Genomic DNA, 19677 nt, shown 5'->3' with positions numbered 1-19677 from the left:
TTAAACCGGAGGATCCCATGAACATCCGCTCCAATCCCGACAAGACCGTCCCCGCCGTCACCACCGGCCCGCTGCCCTCGTCGCGAAAAATCTTCGCCTCGCCCGATGCCGCGCCCGACCTGCGCGTGCCCCTGCGCGAGATCATCCTGTCCGAGGGCGCCGGCGAGCCGAACCTGCCGGTCTACGACACCTCCGGCCCCTACACCGACCCGAGCGTGACCATCGACGTCAACGCCGGTCTCGCGCGCGGCCGCAAGGCCTGGGTGCTGGAGCGCGGCGGCGTCGAGGAATATCAGGGCCGGCAGATCAAGCCGGAGGACAATGGCAGCGTCTCCACCGACAAGGCCGCGCGCGCCTTCTCGGCCTATCACCAGCCGCTGCGCGGCCTCGACGGCCACAAGATCACGCAGCTCGAATTCGCCCGCGCCGGCATCATCACCAAGGAGATGATCTACGTCGCCGCGCGCGAAAACCTCGGCCGCAAGGAGCAGCTCGAGCGTGCGGAAGCAGCCCTTGCCGACGGCGAAAGCTTTGGCGCGGAAGTCCCCGCCTTCATCACCCCGGAGTTCGTCCGCTCCGAGATCGCGCGCGGCCGCGCCATCATCCCCTGCAACATCAATCACAGCGAACTCGAGCCGATGATCATCGGCCGCAACTTCCTGACCAAGATCAACGCCAATATCGGCAATTCGGCAGTGACGTCGTCGGTCGAGGAAGAGGTCGAGAAGATGGTGTGGGCGATCCGCTGGGGCGCCGACACCGTGATGGACCTCTCCACGGGCCGCAACATCCACACCACCCGCGAGTGGATTTTGCGCAACGCGCCGGTGCCGATCGGCACCGTTCCGATCTACCAGGCGCTGGAGAAGTGCGACGGCGATCCGGTCAAGCTGACCTGGGAGCTCTACAAGGACACGCTGATCGAGCAGTGCGAGCAGGGCGTCGACTATTTCACCATCCACGCCGGCGTGCGCCTGCAATACATCCACCTCACCGCCAGCCGCGTCACCGGCATTGTTTCTCGTGGTGGTTCCATTATGGCGAAGTGGTGCCTGGCGCATCACAAGGAAAGCTTCCTCTACACCCATTTCGACGAGATCTGCGACCTCATGCGCAAGTATGACGTCTCGTTCTCGCTCGGCGACGGCCTGCGTCCGGGCTCGATCGCCGACGCCAACGACCGCGCGCAGTTCGCCGAACTGGAGACGCTCGGAGAACTCACGAAGATCGCGTGGGACAAGGGCTGCCAGGTCATGATCGAAGGCCCCGGCCACGTGCCGATGCACAAGATCAAGATCAACATGGACAAGCAGCTCAAGGAGTGCGGCGAAGCGCCGTTCTACACCCTCGGGCCCCTGACCACCGACATCGCGCCGGGCTACGACCACATCACCTCAGGCATCGGCGCGGCCATGATCGGCTGGTTCGGCTGCGCCATGCTCTGCTACGTCACGCCAAAGGAGCATCTTGGGCTACCCGACCGCAACGACGTCAAGGTCGGCGTCATCACCTACAAGATCGCCGCGCATGCGAGCGATCTCGCCAAGGGCCACCCGGCCGCCCAGCTGCGCGACGACGCGCTATCACGTGCTCGTTTCGACTTCCGCTGGAGCGACCAGTTCAACCTCGGCCTCGACCCCGAGACCGCCAAGAACTTCCACGACGAGACCCTGCCGAAGGAAGCCCACAAGGTCGCGCATTTCTGCTCGATGTGCGGCCCGAAATTCTGCTCGATGAAGATCACGCAGGACGTGCGGGACTACGCGGCGACGCTGAACGATCCGAACGGCGTCGGGATGTCGATGAGCGGGACGGCCGAGGACGGCATGGCCAAGATGAGCGCGAAGTTCAAGGAGATGGGCTCAAGCGTTTATCTGGATGCGGAGAAGGTGAAGGAGAGTAATCGGGTTTTGTGAGGGGCGCCCGTGCGAATTCTGGGGGCGACGGTCGTCGCCCCCAAAGTTGGAAACGCAATACGAACAGCCCATGCGGTTTGAAATACTACCAGGACTACCACCGTACGGACCTCCGGCCATCTCTTTAACCGGGCGCGGTGAGCGCGAATTTCGGGAAGGTTTGGTAGTCCGCTTCTATCCCAACGATTCCGATCCATGGATCGGCAATTTCGTGGGAGGCATCTTCGATTACACCACTGTGCTCGATCATCCCAACGGAAGAGACGTGATCGTTGTCGCTCGCGGCGATACTTGCATTATCGATCCGGAACACCACGCCATTCGAGATCGCATTGCAAGTGACACTGCGCGTGCAATTGCCGTACCGGCGCTTGGATTAGTCGTTTTCCAAGGGTCGGTCGATTTCAGCGCAGTTCGGTCAGATAATTTGCGATGGAATAGTCCGCAGATTTCGTGGGATGGCTTCCGCAAGATAAATGTTCAAGAAACCATGCTCACCGGCGAGGCATGGTCTCCCATTGGAGACTCTTGGATACCATTCAGCCTCGATCTTTTGACAGGACACTGCACCACCGGAATTTATGAACTAGAATCGGCTCGGGCGTTGCGTGTGACGCGCAAATCGGACTAACGCCAGCAAGCGTAGCCCGGATGAGCGCAGCGACATCCGGGTCTTTGCCATCCCGCATATCGCTCCGCTCATGCGGGCTACAGCCGCGGATAATTGACGTGCCCGATACATTCCCCCACCGCCTCCCGGATCAACTCCGCCCCAATCTCCGCCTCGTCTTCGTCGGCACCGCCGCCAGCACGCGCTCGGCCGAGCTCGGACACTACTACGCCCATCCCGGCAACCGCTTCTGGCGCGCGATTCATGAGGCCGGGATCACGCCGTGGCGCTATCAGCCGGGCGAGTTCGCAAGCCTGCTCGAACTCGGGATCGGCTTCACCGATCTGTCCAAGTCGGGCGCCGGGATGGATCACCAGATCGCGGCTGAGACGATCGACGTGCCGGGATTTAAGGCCAAGATCGAGAAGTATCGCCCGAGGACGATTGCGTTCACGAGCAAGAAGGCCGCGAGCTTGTTTTATGGCAGGCCGTCGAGCGTGATTGCGCTGGGGCGGCAGAACCGCGATGAGATTTTGCCTGAGGTGTTCGTGCTGCCGTCGCCGTCGGGCGCGGCGTCCGGGCATTGGACATTGGAGCCGTGGCACGATTTGGCCGAGTGGATTGGCAAGCTTCAGGAAAACGATCTCAACACCGGTTGATACGTTTTGAGACTCACATCGTACCCCGCTTCCCAAGGAAACCGTCCCTCGCGATCCGGCCATACGATCTGAAGGCAGGGAAACGGCCGCAGCAATCTTGCATAGAACCAGATCGCCGTGCCGAGATAGGCTTCATAGGCCCTGAGCGGCACCTCGACGAAGCAGACCTTACGCTCGAGCGGAAGGTCGTCGCAGACGTCGCCCGCGACGTAGCGCCGTCCCGCTGCGGCTCGGTCGCGAACGGCGTTGATGACGGCGCAAGCGTCTTTGGGGTCGAGCCCGAACAAGACCAGTTCGGCGTGCGCGTAGTTGAGGTAGAGGCCAATCGAGAAAACATAAGCCGGGGTCTGCGCCGCAGCGGCGATGCCCATCAGATGGCAGCCGTGTTCCCGAACGTTGCGGAACAGTATCTCGTCGGGAGCCCCGTCCGGCTCGGGCCATACGAAACTATCCAGCATGGGCAGGTCTCGGACCTGGGGTTCGCGGGGTGGGTGAGCGCAGCGTAACCCACCACCTCGCGTCTGCAAACTACATCCTTCAGCCCCTCACCCCGCATACGCCTTGTCCAGATCCGCAATCACGATCTTCCGCATCCCCATCATCGCCTGCATGACGCGGTTCGCCTTGCTGCGGTCGGGGTCGCCGAGGTAGCGGCCGAGCGCTGATGGGATCACCTGCCAGGAGAGCCCGAACTTGTCCTTGAGCCAGCCGCAGCGGGATTCCTCGCCGCCGTTGGCGGTGAGCCTGTCCCAGAAATAATCGACTTCCGCCTGCGTCTCCACGCTGATGAAGAACGACACCGCCTCGTTGAACTTGTATTGCGGCCCCCCGTTGAGCGCGTTGAAGCGCTGGCCTTCGAGCTCGAACACCGCCATGAAGTCGCTGACAGTCTCGACCTTGGCGTTGGGAAACACCGATTTGTAGAAGGCGACGGCCTCCGGAACGTTGTTGTCGAACCAGAGGAACGGCGTGATAGAGGTCATGAACTTGTATCCTTTTGCCTCGGGCTGGACGCGCGGCGGGGCGCCCGGTGTTCCAAGGACGAGGCTGCGAGGGACGTTCCGACATGGGACGTGTAATTTTTCAACCCCGACAGCGCGGCAGCAAAAAACGAGATAATCTGTCGGAATCCGCGCCGGTCGTTCGTCCTCTGGACGCAAAGCGCTGAACCGAACACCTCGCTGGCATCGTGATCTGTGAGGGGCGCGCTGCCACAAACCTCGTCATTGCGAGGAGCCCTTGCGACGAAACAATCCAGACCGTCTCCCCGGCGCCAGTCTGGATTGCTTCGCTGCGCTCGCAATGACGACGAATGGAGACCTCCCATGCCCCCCACCATCACCGCCTTCGCAAACTCGCCCGCCCGCGGCCGTGGACAGGCGCGCGACATGCGGGTGCGTTGGGCGCTCGAAGAGGTGGGGCAGCCTTACGACGTGCGTCTGGTTTCGTTCGAGGACATGAAGGCGCCCGCGCATCTCGCCCTGCATCCGTTCGGGCAGATTCCGACCTATGAGGACGGCGATCTCGCCTTGTTCGAGTCCGGCGCCATCGTGCTCCGTATCGCCGAGCGTCATGCCGGGCTGCTGCCGACCGAGCCGAACGCCCGCGCACGCGCGATCGCGTGGATGTTTGCCGCGCTGAGCACGCTGGAGCCGCCGATCGTCGAGCTCGGGATGGCCATGCTGTTCGAGCGCGACAAGAGCTGGTACGCGGAGCGGCTGCCCATGCTGCAGGATCGCGTCCGTGTCAGGCTCGGCGAATTGTCCCGCCGCCTCGGCGATGCCGACTGGCTCGACGGCGCGTTCAGCGCCGGCGATCTCATGATGGTGACGGTGCTGCGCCGGTTGAACGCGTCAGGCCTGCTGAACGAACATCCAGATATCGCCGCCTATGTCGCCCGCAGCGAAGCGCGGCCGGCCTTCAGGCGCGCTTTCGACGCTCAACTGGCGGTTTTCACCGCCGCATCGAAGGGTTCGCAGGATCGGTCAGCGCCCTAGAGATCGAAATTGGTCGGCAGCATTACCACGTCGCGAATTGTCATGCCGCGCGGCCGCGTCAGCATGAACATCACCACGTCGGCCACGTCGCTGGCTTCCAGCAGGCTTCCGGAGTCCCTGGCTTCCTTCAGCTTCTCCGGCGGCCAGTCCGCGAGCAGCGCGCTGACGACCGGGCCGGGCGAGATCGAGCCGACGCGGATGCCGTGCTTGAAGACCTGGCGCCGCACCGTCTGGACGAAGCAGTTGATCGCCCATTTCGACGACGCATAGACCGGCTCCCACGGCGTCGGAAAATGCGCCGCCAGCGAGCTCGTGACGATGATGTCGCCGGTCCCGCGCGCGATCATGTGCGGCAGCACGTCGTGCACGTTTTTCATCACGACGTTGACATTCAGGTTCAGCATCCGGTCGATCGCCATGGTGTCGGCATCGACCAGATCGCCACCGACATACGTGCCGGCATTCGCATGCAGGATGTCGAGCTGGCCGGCCTGCTCCAGAACGCGCGGCAGCAGCCTTGCGCAGTCTCTTGGGTCCAGCAGGTCGACGAGCAGCGGGATCACGGCATCGCCGTGCTTGTCGCAGAGCGCCTTCAGCGCGGCCTCGTCGCGGTCGACCATCACCACGCGCGCGCCCGCGGCCAGCATCGCCTCGGTGCTGGCCAATCCGATGCCCGACGCGGCCCCGGTCACGGCCGCCACCTTGCCTTCCAACTCTTTCGCCATAGGGTCACCATCGCTGATGTCACGGGGATGCGGAGTATAACAATCCCGGGTGGCGTTGTCGGGGCAAACCCGCGACGATGCCGATCGTCCGCCGAGCGAGGCGGCGCACAAAGCGCGAGACTGTTGCAAGGGCGTCACTGCGGCGATACGACTTCAGCTTGAGGAGCGTGTCCCATGCTGACCCTCTATTCCTATCCAGAACTGTTCGGCGTCGCCGACAACAACGGTTACGGCCTCAAGGTCTATGCCTTCCTGAAGCTCGCTGGCGTGCCCTTCGTGCACGAGCACGTGTTCGATGCCTCCGCCGCGCCGCGCGGGCAGCTGCCCTATATCGTGGATGAGGGCGAGACGATCGGCGACAGCGAGACGATCATCGCGCACGCAAGGGCGAGATACCGCCTCACCATCGACGCAGCGCTAACTGCGGAGCAAAGGCGGACCAATCACTTCGTCACGCGCATGCTCGACGATATCTATTGGGTGATGTCGTATTCGCGCTGGAAGGACGAGCGTTATTATCCCGCGTTCCGCGACGCCTTCATCGCGCAGCACAAGCAGATCGATGCGGCGGGGTTCGAGAAGGCGAAGGCGTATAATGCGCAGCGCTACCAATTCCAGGGCATCGGCCGCTATACGCCCGAGCAGGCCTATGCGCGGGGGCTTGCCGATCTGCAGGTGCTGGCGGAGATCGTGCCGGCGAACGGCTTCGTGCACGGCGCGGCGCCTGCTAGCATCGATGCCGGGATCTACGGCTTCATCGCCAACATTTATTACTTTCCCATCCCGACGCCGCTGAAGGCCTTCGTCGATGCGCACGCAAATCTCGTCGCGCATTGCGAGAGGGTGCATGCGATGGTGAGCGCGTAGTCCGCAGGTCTCGTAGGGTGGGCAAAGCGAAGCGTGCCCACCAACTTTGCGTATGCCGCTGGCACCATGGTGGGCACGGCGCTTGCGCGCCTTTGCCCACCCTGCGCGCCCTACCGCATCGTGATCGCGAGCCCGCTCAGATCCGCATTCGCCATCAGGCCGACCTGCGTGCCGGACAGCTCGAGCACGGCGCCCTTCTGGTTGGTCAGCACGATGGCGCGGGCGCCGCTGCCCACTGCGATGCCGGCACCGGCGGCGCCGTAGACGCCGGCGATGTCGGAGGGCCGGTTGATGTTGGAGACGCGGCCGCGCAGCACCGTCTTGGAGCCGCCGAAGACGAGGCCGTAGTCGAGCCCGCCGGTCGAGAGCGAATAGGCGCGGCCGCGGAAGTTCATCACGCCCGAGCCGCCGGAGCCGCCGATAATCCAGCCCGCCTTGTAGATCGTCAGCACCACGGTGCCGCCGTCGGCCAGCGCCGAGGTCGAGAGGCCGGCCAGCGCGGCGATGCCGACCAGCGCGGCGCGGAAGGTTGATGCGAACTTCATGGGGGTCTCCGGGGGGCTATTCTTCAAGGAGGAAAACGAATCAGACGCCGCGAATGTATCCGATGCATCGCGGCGGCAACATGATGGGGTGGGCGTGAATCGCGGTCTTTGGCAACACACTCAACTGTCATCGCCCGGTTTAACCGGGCGATCCAGTACTCCGAGACGGTTGTGATTCAATCGATGGGCCGCGGCGTACTGGATGCCCCGCCTTCGCGGGGCATGACAGCGGAGTTTGGCGCGACCAGGCACCACTGCCATCATGCCATTCTGCTCCTGTTTTGCCCGACGAAGCAACCGATTATTTTGCTTTTCCGAAGCCAAAAAAACATCAATTGTTCCCGCGGGATGGCTACTGTGCATGGGGTTGTTTTCGCGTTTTTTGTTGGAGGCGCCCCGGCCTGCCGCTACGCTTGCGCTTCCAGCTGTCCATCCGAGGTGATCCATGCCGATCCAGCATTTCGCGCCCCCGCCGCACGTCAAGGCGCCGCCGCTGTCCTTTGCCACGCGCGCCGGCGATCTCCTGTTCGTCTCCGGCATTCCCGGCTTCGACGCGACCGGCGCGCTGCCCGACGGCTTCGATGCGCAGTTCGCCAACGTCGTCGTCAACATCAAGCGCGTGCTGGCGGAGGCCGGCGCCGAGATCCGCGATCTCGTCAAGGTCAACGTGCTGCTGACCCGCGCCTCCGACGTGGCCGCCATGAACGCGCTCTATGCCGGCGCCTTCGGCCCGCCGCCCTACCCCGCCCGCACCACCTGCGTGGTCCACGCGCTGCCCGATCCGAAGATGCTGATCGAGATCGAGGCGGTGGCATCGCTGGCCAAGGGGTAGACGTGTGCTCGTCAGGCGATAGTCAAGGGATAAGGGTCGTCCGAACAGCCGAGGAACGGCTGACATATCCGTGAACGGTCGCCGCCCCGCTTGCCAGCCGCACCATTTTGCCGCACCAATTTCCCTCTCACGTTCCCATCAGGAGATATTTCATGCGTCGCGTTCTCGCCCTCTGTGCCGTTGCCGGCATCGCCACCTCCGTGTTCGCCGTGCCGGCCTCTGCGGCGGTCGGCTATTACGTGATCCGCTGGGACAACACCGGCATCTGCCAGGTCTGGAACGAGGACCTGAAGTACAAGCCGTTCCAGTGGGGCGTGTCGACCTACAAGGTCGTCAGCAAGCCGCTCCCGACTTTCACGGCCGCCTCGGAGCTCCAGATCAAGCTGCGCGCGGAGCGCCGCTGCACGCTCTAGGCGTGAGGCGACAGACCGGATTTCAAGGGGCGGATCGCGCAAGCGGTCCGTCCTTTTCTTTTTGGACGCGCCATTGGTTTTTCGGCCGTCGTCACGCGTTTTTCCGCGCATCCGCTTTGAACCTGGCCCGTTGGCAGACCTACTCACATTTTGTACGGGGCGCCCCCGGCGTCCCGCGCCAACCAGCATCCTTGCCCGCTTGTTTTTGCCCGCTTGTTTTCTCACCTCCTGGCTTTGGAGCCCATCGATGCGCGCACCGACGACAGCAACGGTTCTGGCCGCATCGCTGCTTCTCGCCGCAACGGCGAACGCACAAGCTCCGCAATCCTTCCGCGTGATCTCCCCGGTGTTCGGCCAGCTTGTCAGCTTCGCGATGCCTTCGAATTTTTCCGCGGTGTTCGAGAACACCAAGGGCGGCCACTACATCCGCGAGGCCGTGCTGAAGAGCGAGACGCCCGAACGCTGGACCGAGATGATCACCGTGACCGGCGAGAAGGGCATGACGCTCACTCCCGCTTCATCGCCGGAGAAGTTCGCGGGCTCGATCGCAGGCGGTTTCAAATCCGCCTGCCCCGACAGCTTTGCGGCAAGGTCGCTTGGCGCCACCGCGTTCGGCCGCTTCGAAGGTTTCGTCGCCGTGATCGGCTGCGGCCGCGTCGACAGCGGCCCGACCCGGCACAGCGAAACCGCGCTCCTGGTCACGCTGAAGGGCACGACCGACTATTACACGATCCAGTGGGCCGAGCGCGGCCCCGAAAGCGACGAACCGCCGGTGAACGACGACCGCTGGCAGGCGCGTTTGCGCGCGCTCAGCCCGATCGAGCTCTGCCCGATTTTGGCCGGCGAAGCCGCGCCCTATCCGAGTTGCGTGAACAAGAGCTGAGCCCTCACGCGTCCTTGTAGGCGCGGGGATGGATCAGGATATCGCGCGCGGCGGCGAGGTCGATGAACGCCTGCGCGCTGCCGCCCTGGTCGGGGTGCATGCCCTTGGCGGCGCGGCGATAGGCCTGGTTGATGTCCTCGCAGGTGAGCTGCACCGCAAGCGGCAGGCCGAGCACCTTGCGGGCGCGATCCTCGCTGGACAATTTTTTCGGCGCAGCATTGCGGCGGCCGAAGCGCGGCGCGGTCAGGTCGTGAACGACATCGAGCACCACGCCGAGACGGCGCCGTGCCGCCAGCGTGACGCTGTGATCGTCATTGTCCACGGCCTGGCGCAGCACCGGAAGCGCCTGCTCGGCGGCCTGACGCAGCATGGTATCGGTGCTCATCCGCGCGATCTCGGCCACGAGCCGTCCGGCCTCGGCCCAATCGGCGCCGTCCACCCACCGCAGGCGTTCGAGTGCGAGTTTCCAGGATTCAAGCCGTTCCATCATGCGCGCAACGTTTAGCAATCAAGACCAGTATGCCAAGGCCGCCGTTTCCGACCCCTTAATTTCGAGTTAGCCTTTCATGAAACTTAGAAACGAATCCTGAAGGAAATTGTCGCAGCTGCGCGCAGACCCCATCGCGGTCGTTACGCCCCCGCCGGATGGGCCGCCAGACCCGGCACGGATCAGTTGAACTGATATGCGAGACCGAAAGTCGCAACGTGGGTGCGCAGTGTGACATCGAAAGTATCGACGGTGTTGCTGGGCGCGAAGTGCGACGTTCGGCCGATTGCGTAAGTCGACGTGCCGAAATCGGCGAAGCGGTATTCGGCGCGCGCCAGCCAGTGATGGCCCAGCGCCGTCTCCAGGCCACCACCGAGGGTCCAGCCCAGTCTCGTCGTGGAGTTCGTTATCACCGACGGCGATAAATTAAACAAGGTCCGGCAGGGCGCGCTCCCGCAGGTCGAGATCACCTCGTCATGCTGCCACGCCGCACCGCCGCTCGCGAATAGCAGCGTCGCCGGCGTCACCAGGAAGCCGAGACGCGCGCGCAGGCTCGCGTCCCATGTTGACTTCACCACAAGGGAATCGGCGCTCTCGTGGAAGGTGCCGAACGCCGGCGACACCGGATATCCGCTCAGCGTGACGGTCCGGTCGGCAAAGCCGGCGTCGCCCTCGATGCCGGCGACCCATTTGGCCGCGAATTGCCAGTTGACGCCGGCATAGGGACTGGCGCGGAAGGCGGTGCCGTTGAACGGCACGGTGTTCTTCTCGAGCGGGATCAGTGCAACGCCAAACAGTTCCGACGTTGCCGCCGTATCCACCTGCTGCGCGCGGACGCCGAGTCCAAGACCGAGATACGGGCCGGTCCATGACATCGCGATCGGCGCTGCCTTGGTGATCATCGCTGCCTGCGCTCCTGCCACGATCCGGTCGCCGAACTTGTAGGCCAGGCCGAACGAGGCGGCGTGAGTCTGGATCTTGAGATCGAATTTGTCCGCGGTCGAATTGAAGCCCGAAGCGGGCACGGCGGTCCGAGCAATGGTGAACGGTGTAGCGCCAAAATCGGCGTAGCGATATTCGGCGCGTGCAAACCAATTGCCGCCCAGCGCGGTCTCGATGCCGCCACCGACGGTCCAACCAACCTGGATAGACGATGCGGAAATCACGGCGGGCGAAAATGTAAAGCCGGGACAGTTGGCGCAGTTCGAATTGATGTAGCTACGCTGCCAGGCGATGCCACCGGTCGCATAGGCCAGCGTGGCAGGTGTGAGCAGGAAGCCGAGACGGGCACGCAGGCTGGCGTCCCACTCGGTCTTTGCGGTCAGGCTGTCGGGCGGCAAGGCGAAGCGGACGAAGCCGGGGGAGAAGGCCAGCGACTGGCGCGTGGTGGACTGATCGGCGAAGCCGACATCGCCTTCGAGGCCCGCAATCCATTGCGGCGCCAATTGCCAGTTGAACCCGGTAAAGGCACTGGTGCGGAAGCCCAGCCCGTCGAAGGACGCGCTTGTCGGCCGACCGTCCGCCAAATTCTGCGGGGCGCCGGCGACCGTCTCCGATGTCGCCGTGGCGTCCGTGCGCGAACCACGGAAACCAAGCCCAAGACCCGCATAAAATCCGCCCCAGAGTGACGTGACCGCCGATGGGACCTTGTACGTCGGCGCGCCCCCGATATCCGCCGCCAAGGCAGGCACCGTCGCTACGAACGCGACCAGAGCCGCGCTTCCGCCCCTCAATTTCTTCATGCCCAATACCCCGTCCGCGCGGAATCGCCGCCGCCCCAAATATTCGAGACAGATGTGACGCTGACGGCGCCAAACTTCTTGGACCCAAGCGACGGCGGATCAGACAAGAACGAACTGGCGATGTTCGTGCCGTGCCGTGGCATCTTTGCCACGTCCACCGGAAGTCACCGCGACGCCCGATTGCATAAGGCGTCAGCGCGGTATGGCGTTTCTGCCGCTTCCGTTTTCAACTAGTCTTGCCGGCAACGTTGAAAACCCAGCCAAGGAAACGCCCATGCCTCTCCTCCAAAACCATATCGCCGTCATCACGGGCGCCGGATCCGGCATCGGCCGGGCGATCGCTTCCGGCTACGCCCGCGAGGGCGCGCAAGTGGTGTTGCTCGACGTCAACGCCGACACGGTCGCGGAAGCCGCCGTGGAGATCCGCAATTCCGGCGGCAAGGCCGAGAGCTTTGCGCTCGACGTGACCAAGCGCGACGACTGCTTTGCGCTCGCCAAGCAGGTCGCCGACAAGGTCGGGCAGGTCTCGATCCTCGTCAACAATGCCGGCATCACCCGCCGCAACGCCTTCACCGCGGAGCCGGAGACAGTGGCGAAGGACTGGAACGACATCATCTCGCTCAACCTCAACGGCGTCTTCAACATGACGCAGGCGTTCCTCAGCCCCTTGCGTGCAGCCAAGGGCCGCATCGTCAATATCGGCTCGATCCAGTCCTTCGTGCATCTGCGCACGCCGAGCTCTGCGGCCTACACCACCTCGAAGCACGGCGTGCTCGGCTTCACCAAGGCGCTCGCGGTCGAGCTCGGCAAGGAGGGCGTGCGCGTCAATGCGATCGGGCCGGGCTTCATCGAGACCAATATCAACGCCAATGTGCGCGCGACGAATCCGGCGCTGGTGCAGGCCTTCGTCGATCACACCCCGCTGGCGCGCACCGGCAAGCCCGAGGACATCGTGGGTCCCGCGATCTTCCTTGCGTCGGATATGTCGTCCTACGTCACGGGAACGATCGTGATGGTGGACGGCGGATACCGGACGGTGTGAGCGGGGTGATGCCCGCTCCGTAACGCAGGGTATGCTCGCAGGAATATGCAATCCGTGCCAATCGCGGCGGTGCGGCGGCATTCCCAAGGTCAATTCGTGCGATCGCCTGCGGTTAACCTTTCGTTAACCAAACCCGCCCACCGTAGATCTACGGCTTGGGGGTCGTTTGTTCTCGATCGCTTCCAAAGACGGAAGCGGGCGTTGATCGGGGAGTGTGTCGATGACCACTGTTCACGTCGCTGCGTCCGAACCGGGCGCATATTTCCTTTCACCGAACCAGATCGTTCCGCTGCTGATCGGCGCGACCGTCGACGAGGTCGAGCGTGAGCTCGTGCTGCAGACGCTCGCGCGCTGCGACGGCAATCGCACGCGCGCCTCGCGCGTGCTCGGCCTCTCGGTGCGCACGCTGCGCAACAAGATCAGGCTCTATGCCGCGTCCGGCATCGAGGTGCCGGCCTATCACGACTAGCGCGCGACGTGCGGCCGATTGGTGTTGATCATGCGCAGGCGCGGGCCCGGGCGGAATTGCCGCTGTCGTCAAACGCCGCTAATTAGCTTGCTTCCGGTTGAGGGAGCAGCGGCGTGGCAGACGAACAAAAACGGCAGGGACCTCAGGGACCGCGCGGACGGCAGGGCGAACCGGGGCGGCCGGGACCGCAGGGTCATCCGGGCAAGCGCGGGCCGGATGGCGCGCGCGGCAAGCCAGGACCTCAGGGCAAGCCGGGGCCGATCGGGAAGCCCGGACCGCTGGGCAAGCCCGGTCCGCAAGGCAAGCAGGGCGAAGCCGGACCGCGCGGGGCGGCCGGTGCACCGGGACCTGTCGGACCGCAAGGGCCGGCGGGGCCGCAAGGCCCGCGCGGCGAGGCCGGGCCGCCCGGCCCATTGCCGTCGATCGAGCAGGTGCTGCCGTGGCTCGATCAGCTGTTCGACGCCTGGGACGAGCGGCGCCGCCAGCGCGAGCATGAAGCTGCCGAGCGCGAGGCGCTGGAAGCCGCCGTGCAGGAGACCGACGACGCGCCCCTCGGTGACGAAGACGAGGACAGCGAAGGCGATCACAGGAAAAAGAAGAAAAAGAAGAAACACGGCCACAAGGAGTGACAGACGAATCTATTTCGTCCCATTCTCGCGTCGTGGCAGCATGCCCATGCGCTCGAATTGCCAGCGCATGGCGCGGTACCAGAGATAACCGACCGCTGCGCCGCACAAGGCCAGGATCACGACGTTCGCGCTCGAGAACGAGCCGCTCCACCACGTCATCCACGCGGTCCACAGCAGCGTGAAGACGATGGCACCTGCTTTCAGCGGAAGAAGAGGGCGGCTCATGGTCGTGCTCCCGGGTGTCAAAGGCCCGGCGAACATCATCGCGCGTTGAGACCGTTTTCACCGTGAGCCAGGTCACGGAACGGACGCGCGAGCCGCCTAACCGAACCGCAGCCGCGAGCGTTCCTTGGCCTTTTCCGCCTCGACCTCGCGGTCGCGCGCCGGGACATGGGTGTGCAGCGACGTCAGGAGTTTTCGCGCAGCCTCCGAGACCTCCGCCACCGCACGGTCGAAGGCCGCCTCGTTGGCCTGCGACGGCTTGTTGAAGCCGGACAGTTTTCGGACGAACTGGAGCGCGCTGGCGTGGATCTCATCCTCCGTCGCCTCCGGCTCGAAGTTGAACAGCGTCTTTATGTTGCGGCACATGCAGTCTCTCCTGACCTTTCCCTCAAGGACGACCGGCGAAAACGAAATCCTACATCCTTCCGCACAGTTCTGCTAAGTTCCGCCGCAACGCGGCCGCCGACCAGAGCCGCACGGGGGAAATAGACATGAAAGCTTCCTGCGCGGCGCTGTCAGCCATTCTGTTGTCCGTCTCTTTGTCGGCCATCTCGACATCCGCATGGGCGGCCGATTATCCGGCGCCGAAACAGGGCGACTGGGTCGCCAGGGATTTCAAGTTCCACACCGGCGAGACCATGCCGGAGCTGAAGCTGCACTACATCACGGTCGGTGAGCCGAGCGGCCAGCCCGTCCTGGTGCTGCACGGCACCGGCGGCTCGGGCGCGAGCATGCTGTCACCCGCCTTCGGCGGCGAGATGTTCGGCGCCGGGCAGCCACTCGATGCCTCCAAATATTACATCATCATCCCGGACAATATCGGCCATGGCAAATCGTCAAAACCGTCCGACGGGATGAAGACGAGCTTCCCGAAATACGATTACGACGACATGGTCGAAGCTCAGTATCGCCTGGTGACGGAAGGGCTCGGGGTCAAGCACCTGCGGCTCGTCATCGGCAATTCGATGGGCGGCATGCACACCTGGTTGTGGGGCGAGAAATATCCGAAGGCGATGGACGCACTGATCCCGATGGCCTCGCAGCCGACCGAGATGGCGTCGCGCAACTGGATGCTGCGGCGGATCATGCTCGACACCATCCGCAGCGACCCCGACTACAATGGCGGCAATTACACCGGCCAGCCGCGCATCATGAAATACGCCATCACCGCCTACGGCATCGCGAGCATCGGTGGAACGCTGGCCTATCAATCGCAGGCACCGACGGCGGCGAAGGCCGACAAGATCGTCGACGAGCGGCTGGCCATGCCGATCGCGGCAGATGCCAACGACTTCGTCTACCAGTGGGAGTCCTCGCATGACTACAATGCCGGCGAGAAGCTGGGGGCCATCGAAGCGCCGCTGCTGCTGATCAATTCAGCCGACGACGAACGCAATCCGCCTGAGACCGGCATCACGGACGCTGCGATGACGCGGGTCAAGAACAGCAAACTGTATCTCATCCCGGCAAGCACCGAGACGCGCGGCCACGGCACCACCGGAAACGCCAAATTCTACAGCGAGCAGATCCAGCAATTTCTGCAAGCCGCGCCGCAGCAAACGATCGAATCCGCGCGCCGCTGATTTTGCATCGCATCAACGGTCGTCTAGCCCGCATATTATTTGAGCATGCATTACGCTGACGGCTCGGGCTTAATTGCGTCGATGTCCGAATCGACGCGTGGGAAAATCGCGCGCCAACGGCACGACACGCGATGAGGAGGATCGCATGCACAGGCTCGCACTGTGCGTTTGGCTCGCGGCACTGACAGGCGCCGCGTTCGCGTTCGACAACGGGCAATATGATCACGTCCCGCCCGACATCCGCGCCTGGTTCAAGAGCGTGATCGCACCGAACGGCGTGCCCTGCTGTGACGTCTCCGACGGCCATCGCACGGAGTACGACGTGCGCAGCGGTGCCTATTGGGTGCCGATCGAGGGACAATGGATGGAGGTGCCCGAGCGCGCCATCATCCGCGACCGCGGCAATCCGGTGGGGCAGGCCGTTGTGTGGTACGTCCGTCACCGCGGCGCCGTCATCATTAGTTGCTTCGTGCCGGCCGATGCGGTGTAGCGCGCGATAGCGCCTCGGCGCCGCGCGTGCTAGTTCGGCCGATGGCTCCTGCGAACGACAGAACGCGCGCTGTGATGCGCTTTGTGCTGGCAGCGTTTTACATCGTGGCCGGCATCGCGCATCTGCGGGTCCCCGACAAGCTGCTTGCGATCACGCCGGCCTGGGTTCCGTTTGCAACACAGCTGATCCTCATCACTGGCGTTTGCGAGATCGCAGGAGCGGTTGCGCTGGTGACGAAGCCGCTGCGCTGGTGGGCAGGCGTTGCGCTCGCGCTCTATGCGCTTTGCGTGTGGCCGGCCAACATCAAGCATGCCCTGGAGGGCATCGACCTTCCACCCGTCCCCAACAGCTGGCTCTATCACGGGCCGCGGCTGGCGCTGCAGCCGGTGCTGATCTGGTGGGCTTTGTACTGCGCTGGCGTGATCGACTGGCCGTGGCGGCGTGACAAGGGGGATAGCGATCGCGCCGGGAGATGATATTCTCAGACATTCCACCAGGGAGACCTTCGTGACTGATCTTTGCGCCGAAGACCTCGCTACCATCTATGCCCAGCCGAGCCCGCGCGTGATCGCGAAAGCGCGCCCCGCGATCGATGCGCACGCGAAGAAATTCATCGAGATGTCGCCGTTTTGCGTGCTCGCAACGTCGGGAGCCGATGGCAGCGTCGATGCCTCACCACGCGGCGGCGGCGTTGGCTTCGTCCACGTCGCCGGCCCCAACCAGCTGCTGATGCCTGATCGCTCCGGCAACAACCGGATCGACAGTTTTCGGAATGTGGTGGAGGGCTCGGGCTTCGTGCATCTGTTGTTCTTCGTCCCCGGCATCGACGAGACGCTGCGCGTCGGCGGCCGCGGCACGCTGTCGGCCGATCCGGACCTGCTCGCCTCGATGGTGGAGTTTGGCAAGGCGCCGCGCGCGGTGCTGAACGTCGCCGTCAGCGAAGTCTATTTCCACTGCGGCAAGGCCCTGATGCGCTCAAAGCTGTGGTCATCCGAGAAGGTGCCGCGCTCGGTGATGCCGAGCATCGTCGAGGTGGTCCACGAGCAGACCGGCCTTGGTGAGCCGCAGAGCCAGGAGATCGTGGAAGAGCTCTACAAGACGCAGTTGTAGCTGGCGTCCTGGACTGCCGTCCCGGCCTGGCGCGCAATTGCGCATCAGACCGGCACGGAGTTTGTGGCAGCGATTACGCGCCGAACTAGTGCCCCTCGCCCTCGAGCCCGCCAACGTGCTTCTGGGTATAGAGTTCGAGGCCGATGCGGCCGATCAGGTCGAGCTGGGTCTCGAGGAAGTCGATGTGGTGCTCCTCGTCGCTCATCAGTTTCTCGAACAGGTCGCGTGTCACGTAGTCCTTGACGCTGTGGCAGTAGGTCGCCGCTTCCTGGTAGAGCGCCCGCGCGCTCATCTCGGCGGCGAGATCGCATTCGATGATCTCCTTGACGTTCTGGCCGATACGCAAGGGATCGAGCACCTGCATGTTCGGGAAGCCGTCGAAGAACAGGATCCGCTCGGTGAGCTTGTCGGCGTGCTCCATCTCCTCGATGGACTCCTTGCGCCAGACCTTGGACATGTCCCGCAGGCCCCAATTGTCGAGGAAGCGGTAGTGCAGCCAGTACTGGTTGATCGCAGTCAGCTCGTGACGCAGTGCCTTGTTGAGATAGTCGATAACTTTTGCGTCGCCCTGCATGGTTCACTCCAGCTCTTGCAGTCCAAATCGGCCGTAAACCGAATTTAGAACGTTTCTAAATGAGTTTGAGGACTGGGGCAACCGGCTACAGGGACGCAGCCGGGGAAAAGCTCAGTCAGGGTTGCGGAAGATTTCAGCAGGCCGCGAGGGCGAACTCGGCCGGCTGGGCCGTCTCGTCATTGGCAGCCACAGTGTGGTTGTGCGGGCAGCCGGAGCAGCAGGACGAGGCACAGGGGCCGAGCGCTTCATCGATAATGGTCTTGATCGTCCGAGCGCAGCGGCCGCATTCGGCGCTACAGCCGAGACATCCATAGACCTGCTTGGCATGGCGCACGGCGTCGTCGGACTCGGCGACGGCGGCGCGGATGTCGTCATCGCTCAGCACGTTACAGGAACAAACGATCATGGAAGCGGCAGGCCCTTTTGGTGATGCGCCATCATCGATATTTAAGGGGCCGGCCGGATGCAAAAGGAAAAAGCGGAATCTGAAGCTATTCCAAACTAGCCCGGAAACAGCCTAGAACGGCTCTAAAATAGGTCTTTGCGCTGGATCAAGATTGCGGCGGATCTAGTCGCCTCCGCCGCCTCCACCATCGCCGCCGCCCCCGCAATCTCCGCCACTACTGCCGCCATCGCTGCTGGAACAGCCGCCGCCGTCGGTCGCGCTGCCGGAACTGTCGCTGGAAAACCAGCTCCCCAACGAGAAGCCGTCGCCCGTGCCCGCGGAGGTGTCGCCACCGCTATTGCCGCCGCCCCCGGTACGGGAGCGCCGCTGGCCGCGGTTCTGGAGATGGGTGATCCAGCCGTAGCCGATCGCGACGACGATCCCGGCAGCGATCGATGCATTTATCATCGCGTTGCCCATCATCGCCCTCCCCTGGCAGAGCTGCGGTCCATGTTAATTGGTCGCCCCCGGCAAAGGTGCCGTTCATTGATCATTCAATCGAAGTATGGAACTTTACCCCCAAAGAGTTCCCGCGTATTTTGCTCGAAAGGTCAGTCAATGAAGAAGTCGCTCCTGGCAATCGCTGCCGTCGCCGCTGTGGCCCTTAGCGCCGCTACACCAGCCCAGGCGCAACGCGGCGTTGCCGCGGGCGTGGCAGCCGGAATCATCGGGGGCGCCATTGTCGGTGGGGCGCTGGCCTCTCCGTACTATTACGGGCCCGGCCCTGGCCCCGGCTACGCATATGGTCCGGGATATAGCCCGGGCTACTATCCGCCGCGCTACTACGCGCCGGGCCCGGGCTACGTCGCCGACGACTATTACGGCAACGGCTGCGTCTGGCAGAAGCAGCGCTTCTGGGACGGTTATGCCTGGCGCGTCCGCCGCGCCAGAGTCTGTGGCTGAAGTCGCCCCAAGCCGGTTCATTCCAGATGCGCCGTTCATCTAGGGGCCTGAAAAAGACCGCTTTTTCTCGTCACAGCTCCGTGCGCGTTTACCGCGGATTGACCATTTGCGCGCTTCCTAGCTGCAAGGCCAATTCCATCAGAGTCTGCGTGAACCTTTGAACCCCGGGCGCTCCTAACAAGGAGCATCCATCTCTCAGGAGAGCCAAGAGTATGAAGAAGACTTTAGTTGCCGCCCTCACGGTTGCGACGATCGCCGGTTCGCTGGTGACCGCTACGCCATCCGCCCAGGCCCATGACGGCGTCGGCGTCGGCATCGCAGCCGGCCTGATCGGCGGCGCGATCGTCGGCGGCGCAATCGCATCGAGCCGTCCCGCCTATGGTGGACCGGTTTACGTGGCCGAGCCCGGCCCGCCGCCGCCGCCTTGCTACTGGCAGCGCCAGCGCTACTGGGACGGCTACGGCTGGACCGTCCGCCCGGTTCGCGTTTGCTACTGATCTGATCGCATGGCGCACATGAGCGCCGCGATCGAAG

At 63.8% G+C, this 19677-nt stretch carries 28 protein-coding genes; 17 read left to right on the top strand and 11 right to left on the bottom strand.

Translation table 11 applies throughout. The annotated features are described in order from the left end of the window. Positions 1-17: 17 nt before the first annotated feature. From thiC to IVB48_RS18935, 3 genes are all read left to right on the top strand, one after another. On the top strand, positions 18-1916 hold the full coding sequence (thiC, locus tag IVB48_RS18945) for a phosphomethylpyrimidine synthase ThiC (RefSeq protein WP_247401733.1): 1899 nt from the start codon (positions 18-20) through the stop codon (positions 1914-1916). Positions 1917-1986: 70 nt separating this feature from the next. After that, entirely contained in the window at positions 1987-2547 is a 561-nt protein-coding gene (locus tag IVB48_RS18940) for a hypothetical protein (protein WP_247401730.1), read from the top strand. A 98-nt stretch (positions 2548-2645) separates the two neighbouring features. Then, entirely contained in the window at positions 2646-3185 is a 540-nt protein-coding gene (locus tag IVB48_RS18935) for a mismatch-specific DNA-glycosylase (protein WP_247403010.1), read from the top strand. On the opposite strand, the gene IVB48_RS18930 is transcribed toward IVB48_RS18935, so the two are convergent. Both IVB48_RS18930 and IVB48_RS18925 read right to left on the bottom strand, forming a co-directional pair. Then, positions 3158-3643 (bottom strand): DUF4262 domain-containing protein, encoded by a 486-nt coding sequence (locus tag IVB48_RS18930; protein ID WP_247401721.1) that lies wholly within the window; start codon positions 3641-3643, stop codon positions 3158-3160. The two genes, IVB48_RS18935 and IVB48_RS18930, sit on opposite strands and share 28 nt — an antisense overlap. An 87-nt stretch (positions 3644-3730) precedes the next feature. Next, positions 3731-4168 carry a VOC family protein gene (locus IVB48_RS18925; protein WP_247401719.1) on the bottom strand — a complete coding sequence of 146 codons (438 nt, stop codon included), beginning with the start codon at positions 4166-4168 and terminating at the stop codon, positions 3731-3733. Between the two features lie 342 nt (positions 4169-4510). Between IVB48_RS18925 and IVB48_RS18920 the strand changes: the two genes are divergently transcribed. Further along, positions 4511-5182: a glutathione S-transferase family protein gene (locus IVB48_RS18920; protein ID WP_247401717.1), complete on the top strand. Its 672-nt coding sequence runs from the start codon at positions 4511-4513 to the stop codon at positions 5180-5182. Here IVB48_RS18920 and IVB48_RS18915 read toward each other — a convergent pair. After that, the gene (locus tag IVB48_RS18915) at positions 5179-5907 is read right to left on the bottom strand and encodes an SDR family oxidoreductase (protein ID WP_247401705.1); all 729 of its coding nucleotides are present in this window, start codon (positions 5905-5907) and stop codon (positions 5179-5181) included. The genes IVB48_RS18920 and IVB48_RS18915 overlap by 4 nt on opposite strands. 174 nt (positions 5908-6081) lie before the next feature. Here IVB48_RS18915 and IVB48_RS18910 point away from each other — a divergent pair, with 174 nt between their 5' ends. Further along, on the top strand, positions 6082-6774 hold the full coding sequence (locus IVB48_RS18910) for a glutathione S-transferase family protein (protein ID WP_247401695.1): 693 nt from the start codon (positions 6082-6084) through the stop codon (positions 6772-6774). A gap of 110 nt (positions 6775-6884) precedes the next feature. Here IVB48_RS18910 and IVB48_RS18905 read toward each other — a convergent pair whose 3' ends face one another. Then, positions 6885-7319 (bottom strand): hypothetical protein, encoded by a 435-nt coding sequence (locus IVB48_RS18905; protein WP_247401693.1) that lies wholly within the window; start codon positions 7317-7319, stop codon positions 6885-6887. A 445-nt stretch (positions 7320-7764) separates the two neighbouring features. Between IVB48_RS18905 and IVB48_RS18900 the strand changes: the two genes are divergently transcribed. The 3 genes from IVB48_RS18900 (at position 7765) to IVB48_RS18890 (ending at position 9447) form a co-directional block, all read left to right on the top strand. Next, positions 7765-8151, top strand: a complete 387-nt coding sequence (locus IVB48_RS18900) for a RidA family protein (RefSeq protein ID WP_247401680.1) — start codon at positions 7765-7767, stop codon at positions 8149-8151. A 152-nt stretch (positions 8152-8303) separates the two neighbouring features. Then, on the top strand, positions 8304-8564 hold the full coding sequence (locus tag IVB48_RS18895; RefSeq protein ID WP_007613673.1) for a hypothetical protein: 261 nt from the start codon (positions 8304-8306) through the stop codon (positions 8562-8564). A 247-nt stretch (positions 8565-8811) separates the two neighbouring features. Continuing rightward, entirely contained in the window at positions 8812-9447 is a 636-nt protein-coding gene (locus tag IVB48_RS18890; RefSeq protein ID WP_247401661.1) for a hypothetical protein, read from the top strand. 4 nt (positions 9448-9451) lie between these two features. On the opposite strand, the gene IVB48_RS18885 is transcribed toward IVB48_RS18890, so the two are convergent. Both IVB48_RS18885 and IVB48_RS18880 read right to left on the bottom strand, forming a co-directional pair. Beyond that, the gene (locus tag IVB48_RS18885; protein ID WP_247401658.1) at positions 9452-9937 is read right to left on the bottom strand and encodes a J domain-containing protein; all 486 of its coding nucleotides are present in this window, start codon (positions 9935-9937) and stop codon (positions 9452-9454) included. Positions 9938-10116: 179 nt separating this feature from the next. Next, positions 10117-11676, bottom strand: coding sequence for an outer membrane beta-barrel protein (locus tag IVB48_RS18880; protein ID WP_247401655.1), 1560 nt, complete (start codon positions 11674-11676; stop codon positions 10117-10119). Between the two features lie 274 nt (positions 11677-11950). Between IVB48_RS18880 and fabG the strand changes: the two genes are divergently transcribed. The 3 genes from fabG to IVB48_RS18865 all read left to right on the top strand — a co-directional run bounded on the left by fabG (position 11951) and on the right by IVB48_RS18865 (position 13816). After that, positions 11951-12718, top strand: coding sequence for a 3-oxoacyl-ACP reductase FabG (gene fabG, locus IVB48_RS18875; RefSeq protein WP_247401642.1), 768 nt, complete (start codon positions 11951-11953; stop codon positions 12716-12718). A 220-nt stretch (positions 12719-12938) separates the two neighbouring features. Continuing rightward, positions 12939-13187 (top strand): helix-turn-helix domain-containing protein, encoded by a 249-nt coding sequence (locus tag IVB48_RS18870; protein ID WP_027519697.1) that lies wholly within the window; start codon positions 12939-12941, stop codon positions 13185-13187. Between the two features lie 113 nt (positions 13188-13300). Continuing rightward, positions 13301-13816: a collagen-like protein gene (locus IVB48_RS18865; RefSeq protein WP_247401628.1), complete on the top strand. Its 516-nt coding sequence runs from the start codon at positions 13301-13303 to the stop codon at positions 13814-13816. A gap of 9 nt (positions 13817-13825) precedes the next feature. Here the strand turns inward: IVB48_RS18865 and IVB48_RS18860 are convergent, their stop codons facing one another. Beyond that, a complete protein-coding gene (locus IVB48_RS18860; RefSeq protein WP_018454140.1) occupies positions 13826-14041 on the bottom strand; it encodes a hypothetical protein in 216 nt (71 codons plus the stop codon). A gap of 96 nt (positions 14042-14137) precedes the next feature. After that, entirely contained in the window at positions 14138-14404 is a 267-nt protein-coding gene (locus tag IVB48_RS18855; RefSeq protein WP_247401621.1) for a DUF2277 domain-containing protein, read from the bottom strand. Between the two features lie 125 nt (positions 14405-14529). On the opposite strand from IVB48_RS18855, the gene IVB48_RS18850 reads away from it, so the two are divergent. The 4 genes from IVB48_RS18850 (at position 14530) to IVB48_RS18835 (ending at position 17221) form a co-directional block, all read left to right on the top strand. Beyond that, positions 14530-15621, top strand: a complete 1092-nt coding sequence (locus tag IVB48_RS18850; RefSeq protein ID WP_247401610.1) for an alpha/beta fold hydrolase — start codon at positions 14530-14532, stop codon at positions 15619-15621. A gap of 145 nt (positions 15622-15766) precedes the next feature. Then, complete coding sequence (locus tag IVB48_RS18845; protein WP_247358549.1) at positions 15767-16111, top strand: hypothetical protein; 345 nt, start codon at positions 15767-15769, stop codon at positions 16109-16111. 41 nt (positions 16112-16152) lie between these two features. Continuing rightward, positions 16153-16587, top strand: coding sequence for a DoxX family protein (locus tag IVB48_RS18840; RefSeq protein ID WP_247401608.1), 435 nt, complete (start codon positions 16153-16155; stop codon positions 16585-16587). A 31-nt stretch (positions 16588-16618) separates the two neighbouring features. After that, positions 16619-17221 (top strand): MSMEG_1061 family FMN-dependent PPOX-type flavoprotein, encoded by a 603-nt coding sequence (locus IVB48_RS18835; protein ID WP_247287917.1) that lies wholly within the window; start codon positions 16619-16621, stop codon positions 17219-17221. Between the two features lie 85 nt (positions 17222-17306). Here IVB48_RS18835 and bfr read toward each other — a convergent pair whose 3' ends face one another. From bfr to IVB48_RS18820, 3 genes are all read right to left on the bottom strand, one after another. After that, on the bottom strand, positions 17307-17795 hold the full coding sequence (bfr, locus tag IVB48_RS18830; protein WP_007600720.1) for a bacterioferritin: 489 nt from the start codon (positions 17793-17795) through the stop codon (positions 17307-17309). Between the two features lie 133 nt (positions 17796-17928). After that, entirely contained in the window at positions 17929-18201 is a 273-nt protein-coding gene (locus tag IVB48_RS18825) for a (2Fe-2S)-binding protein (protein ID WP_027570626.1), read from the bottom strand. Positions 18202-18363: 162 nt separating this feature from the next. Then, a complete protein-coding gene (locus IVB48_RS18820) occupies positions 18364-18663 on the bottom strand; it encodes a hypothetical protein (protein ID WP_247401597.1) in 300 nt (99 codons plus the stop codon). 135 nt (positions 18664-18798) lie between these two features. Between IVB48_RS18820 and IVB48_RS18815 the strand changes: the two genes are divergently transcribed. After that, positions 18799-19143, top strand: coding sequence for a hypothetical protein (locus IVB48_RS18815; RefSeq protein ID WP_247358544.1), 345 nt, complete (start codon positions 18799-18801; stop codon positions 19141-19143). A 212-nt stretch (positions 19144-19355) separates the two neighbouring features. Beyond that, on the top strand, positions 19356-19640 hold the full coding sequence (locus IVB48_RS18810) for a hypothetical protein (protein ID WP_007613695.1): 285 nt from the start codon (positions 19356-19358) through the stop codon (positions 19638-19640). The last annotated feature ends 37 nt before the right edge of the window (positions 19641-19677 follow it).

Origin of the sequence: Bradyrhizobium sp. 76 (assembly GCF_023073025.1) — a bacterium.
In the GTDB taxonomy this organism is placed as follows: Bacteria; Pseudomonadota; Alphaproteobacteria; order Rhizobiales; family Xanthobacteraceae; genus Bradyrhizobium.
The sequence above is the reverse complement of the archived record's forward strand: the minus strand, read 5'-3'. Positions and strand labels throughout refer to the sequence as shown.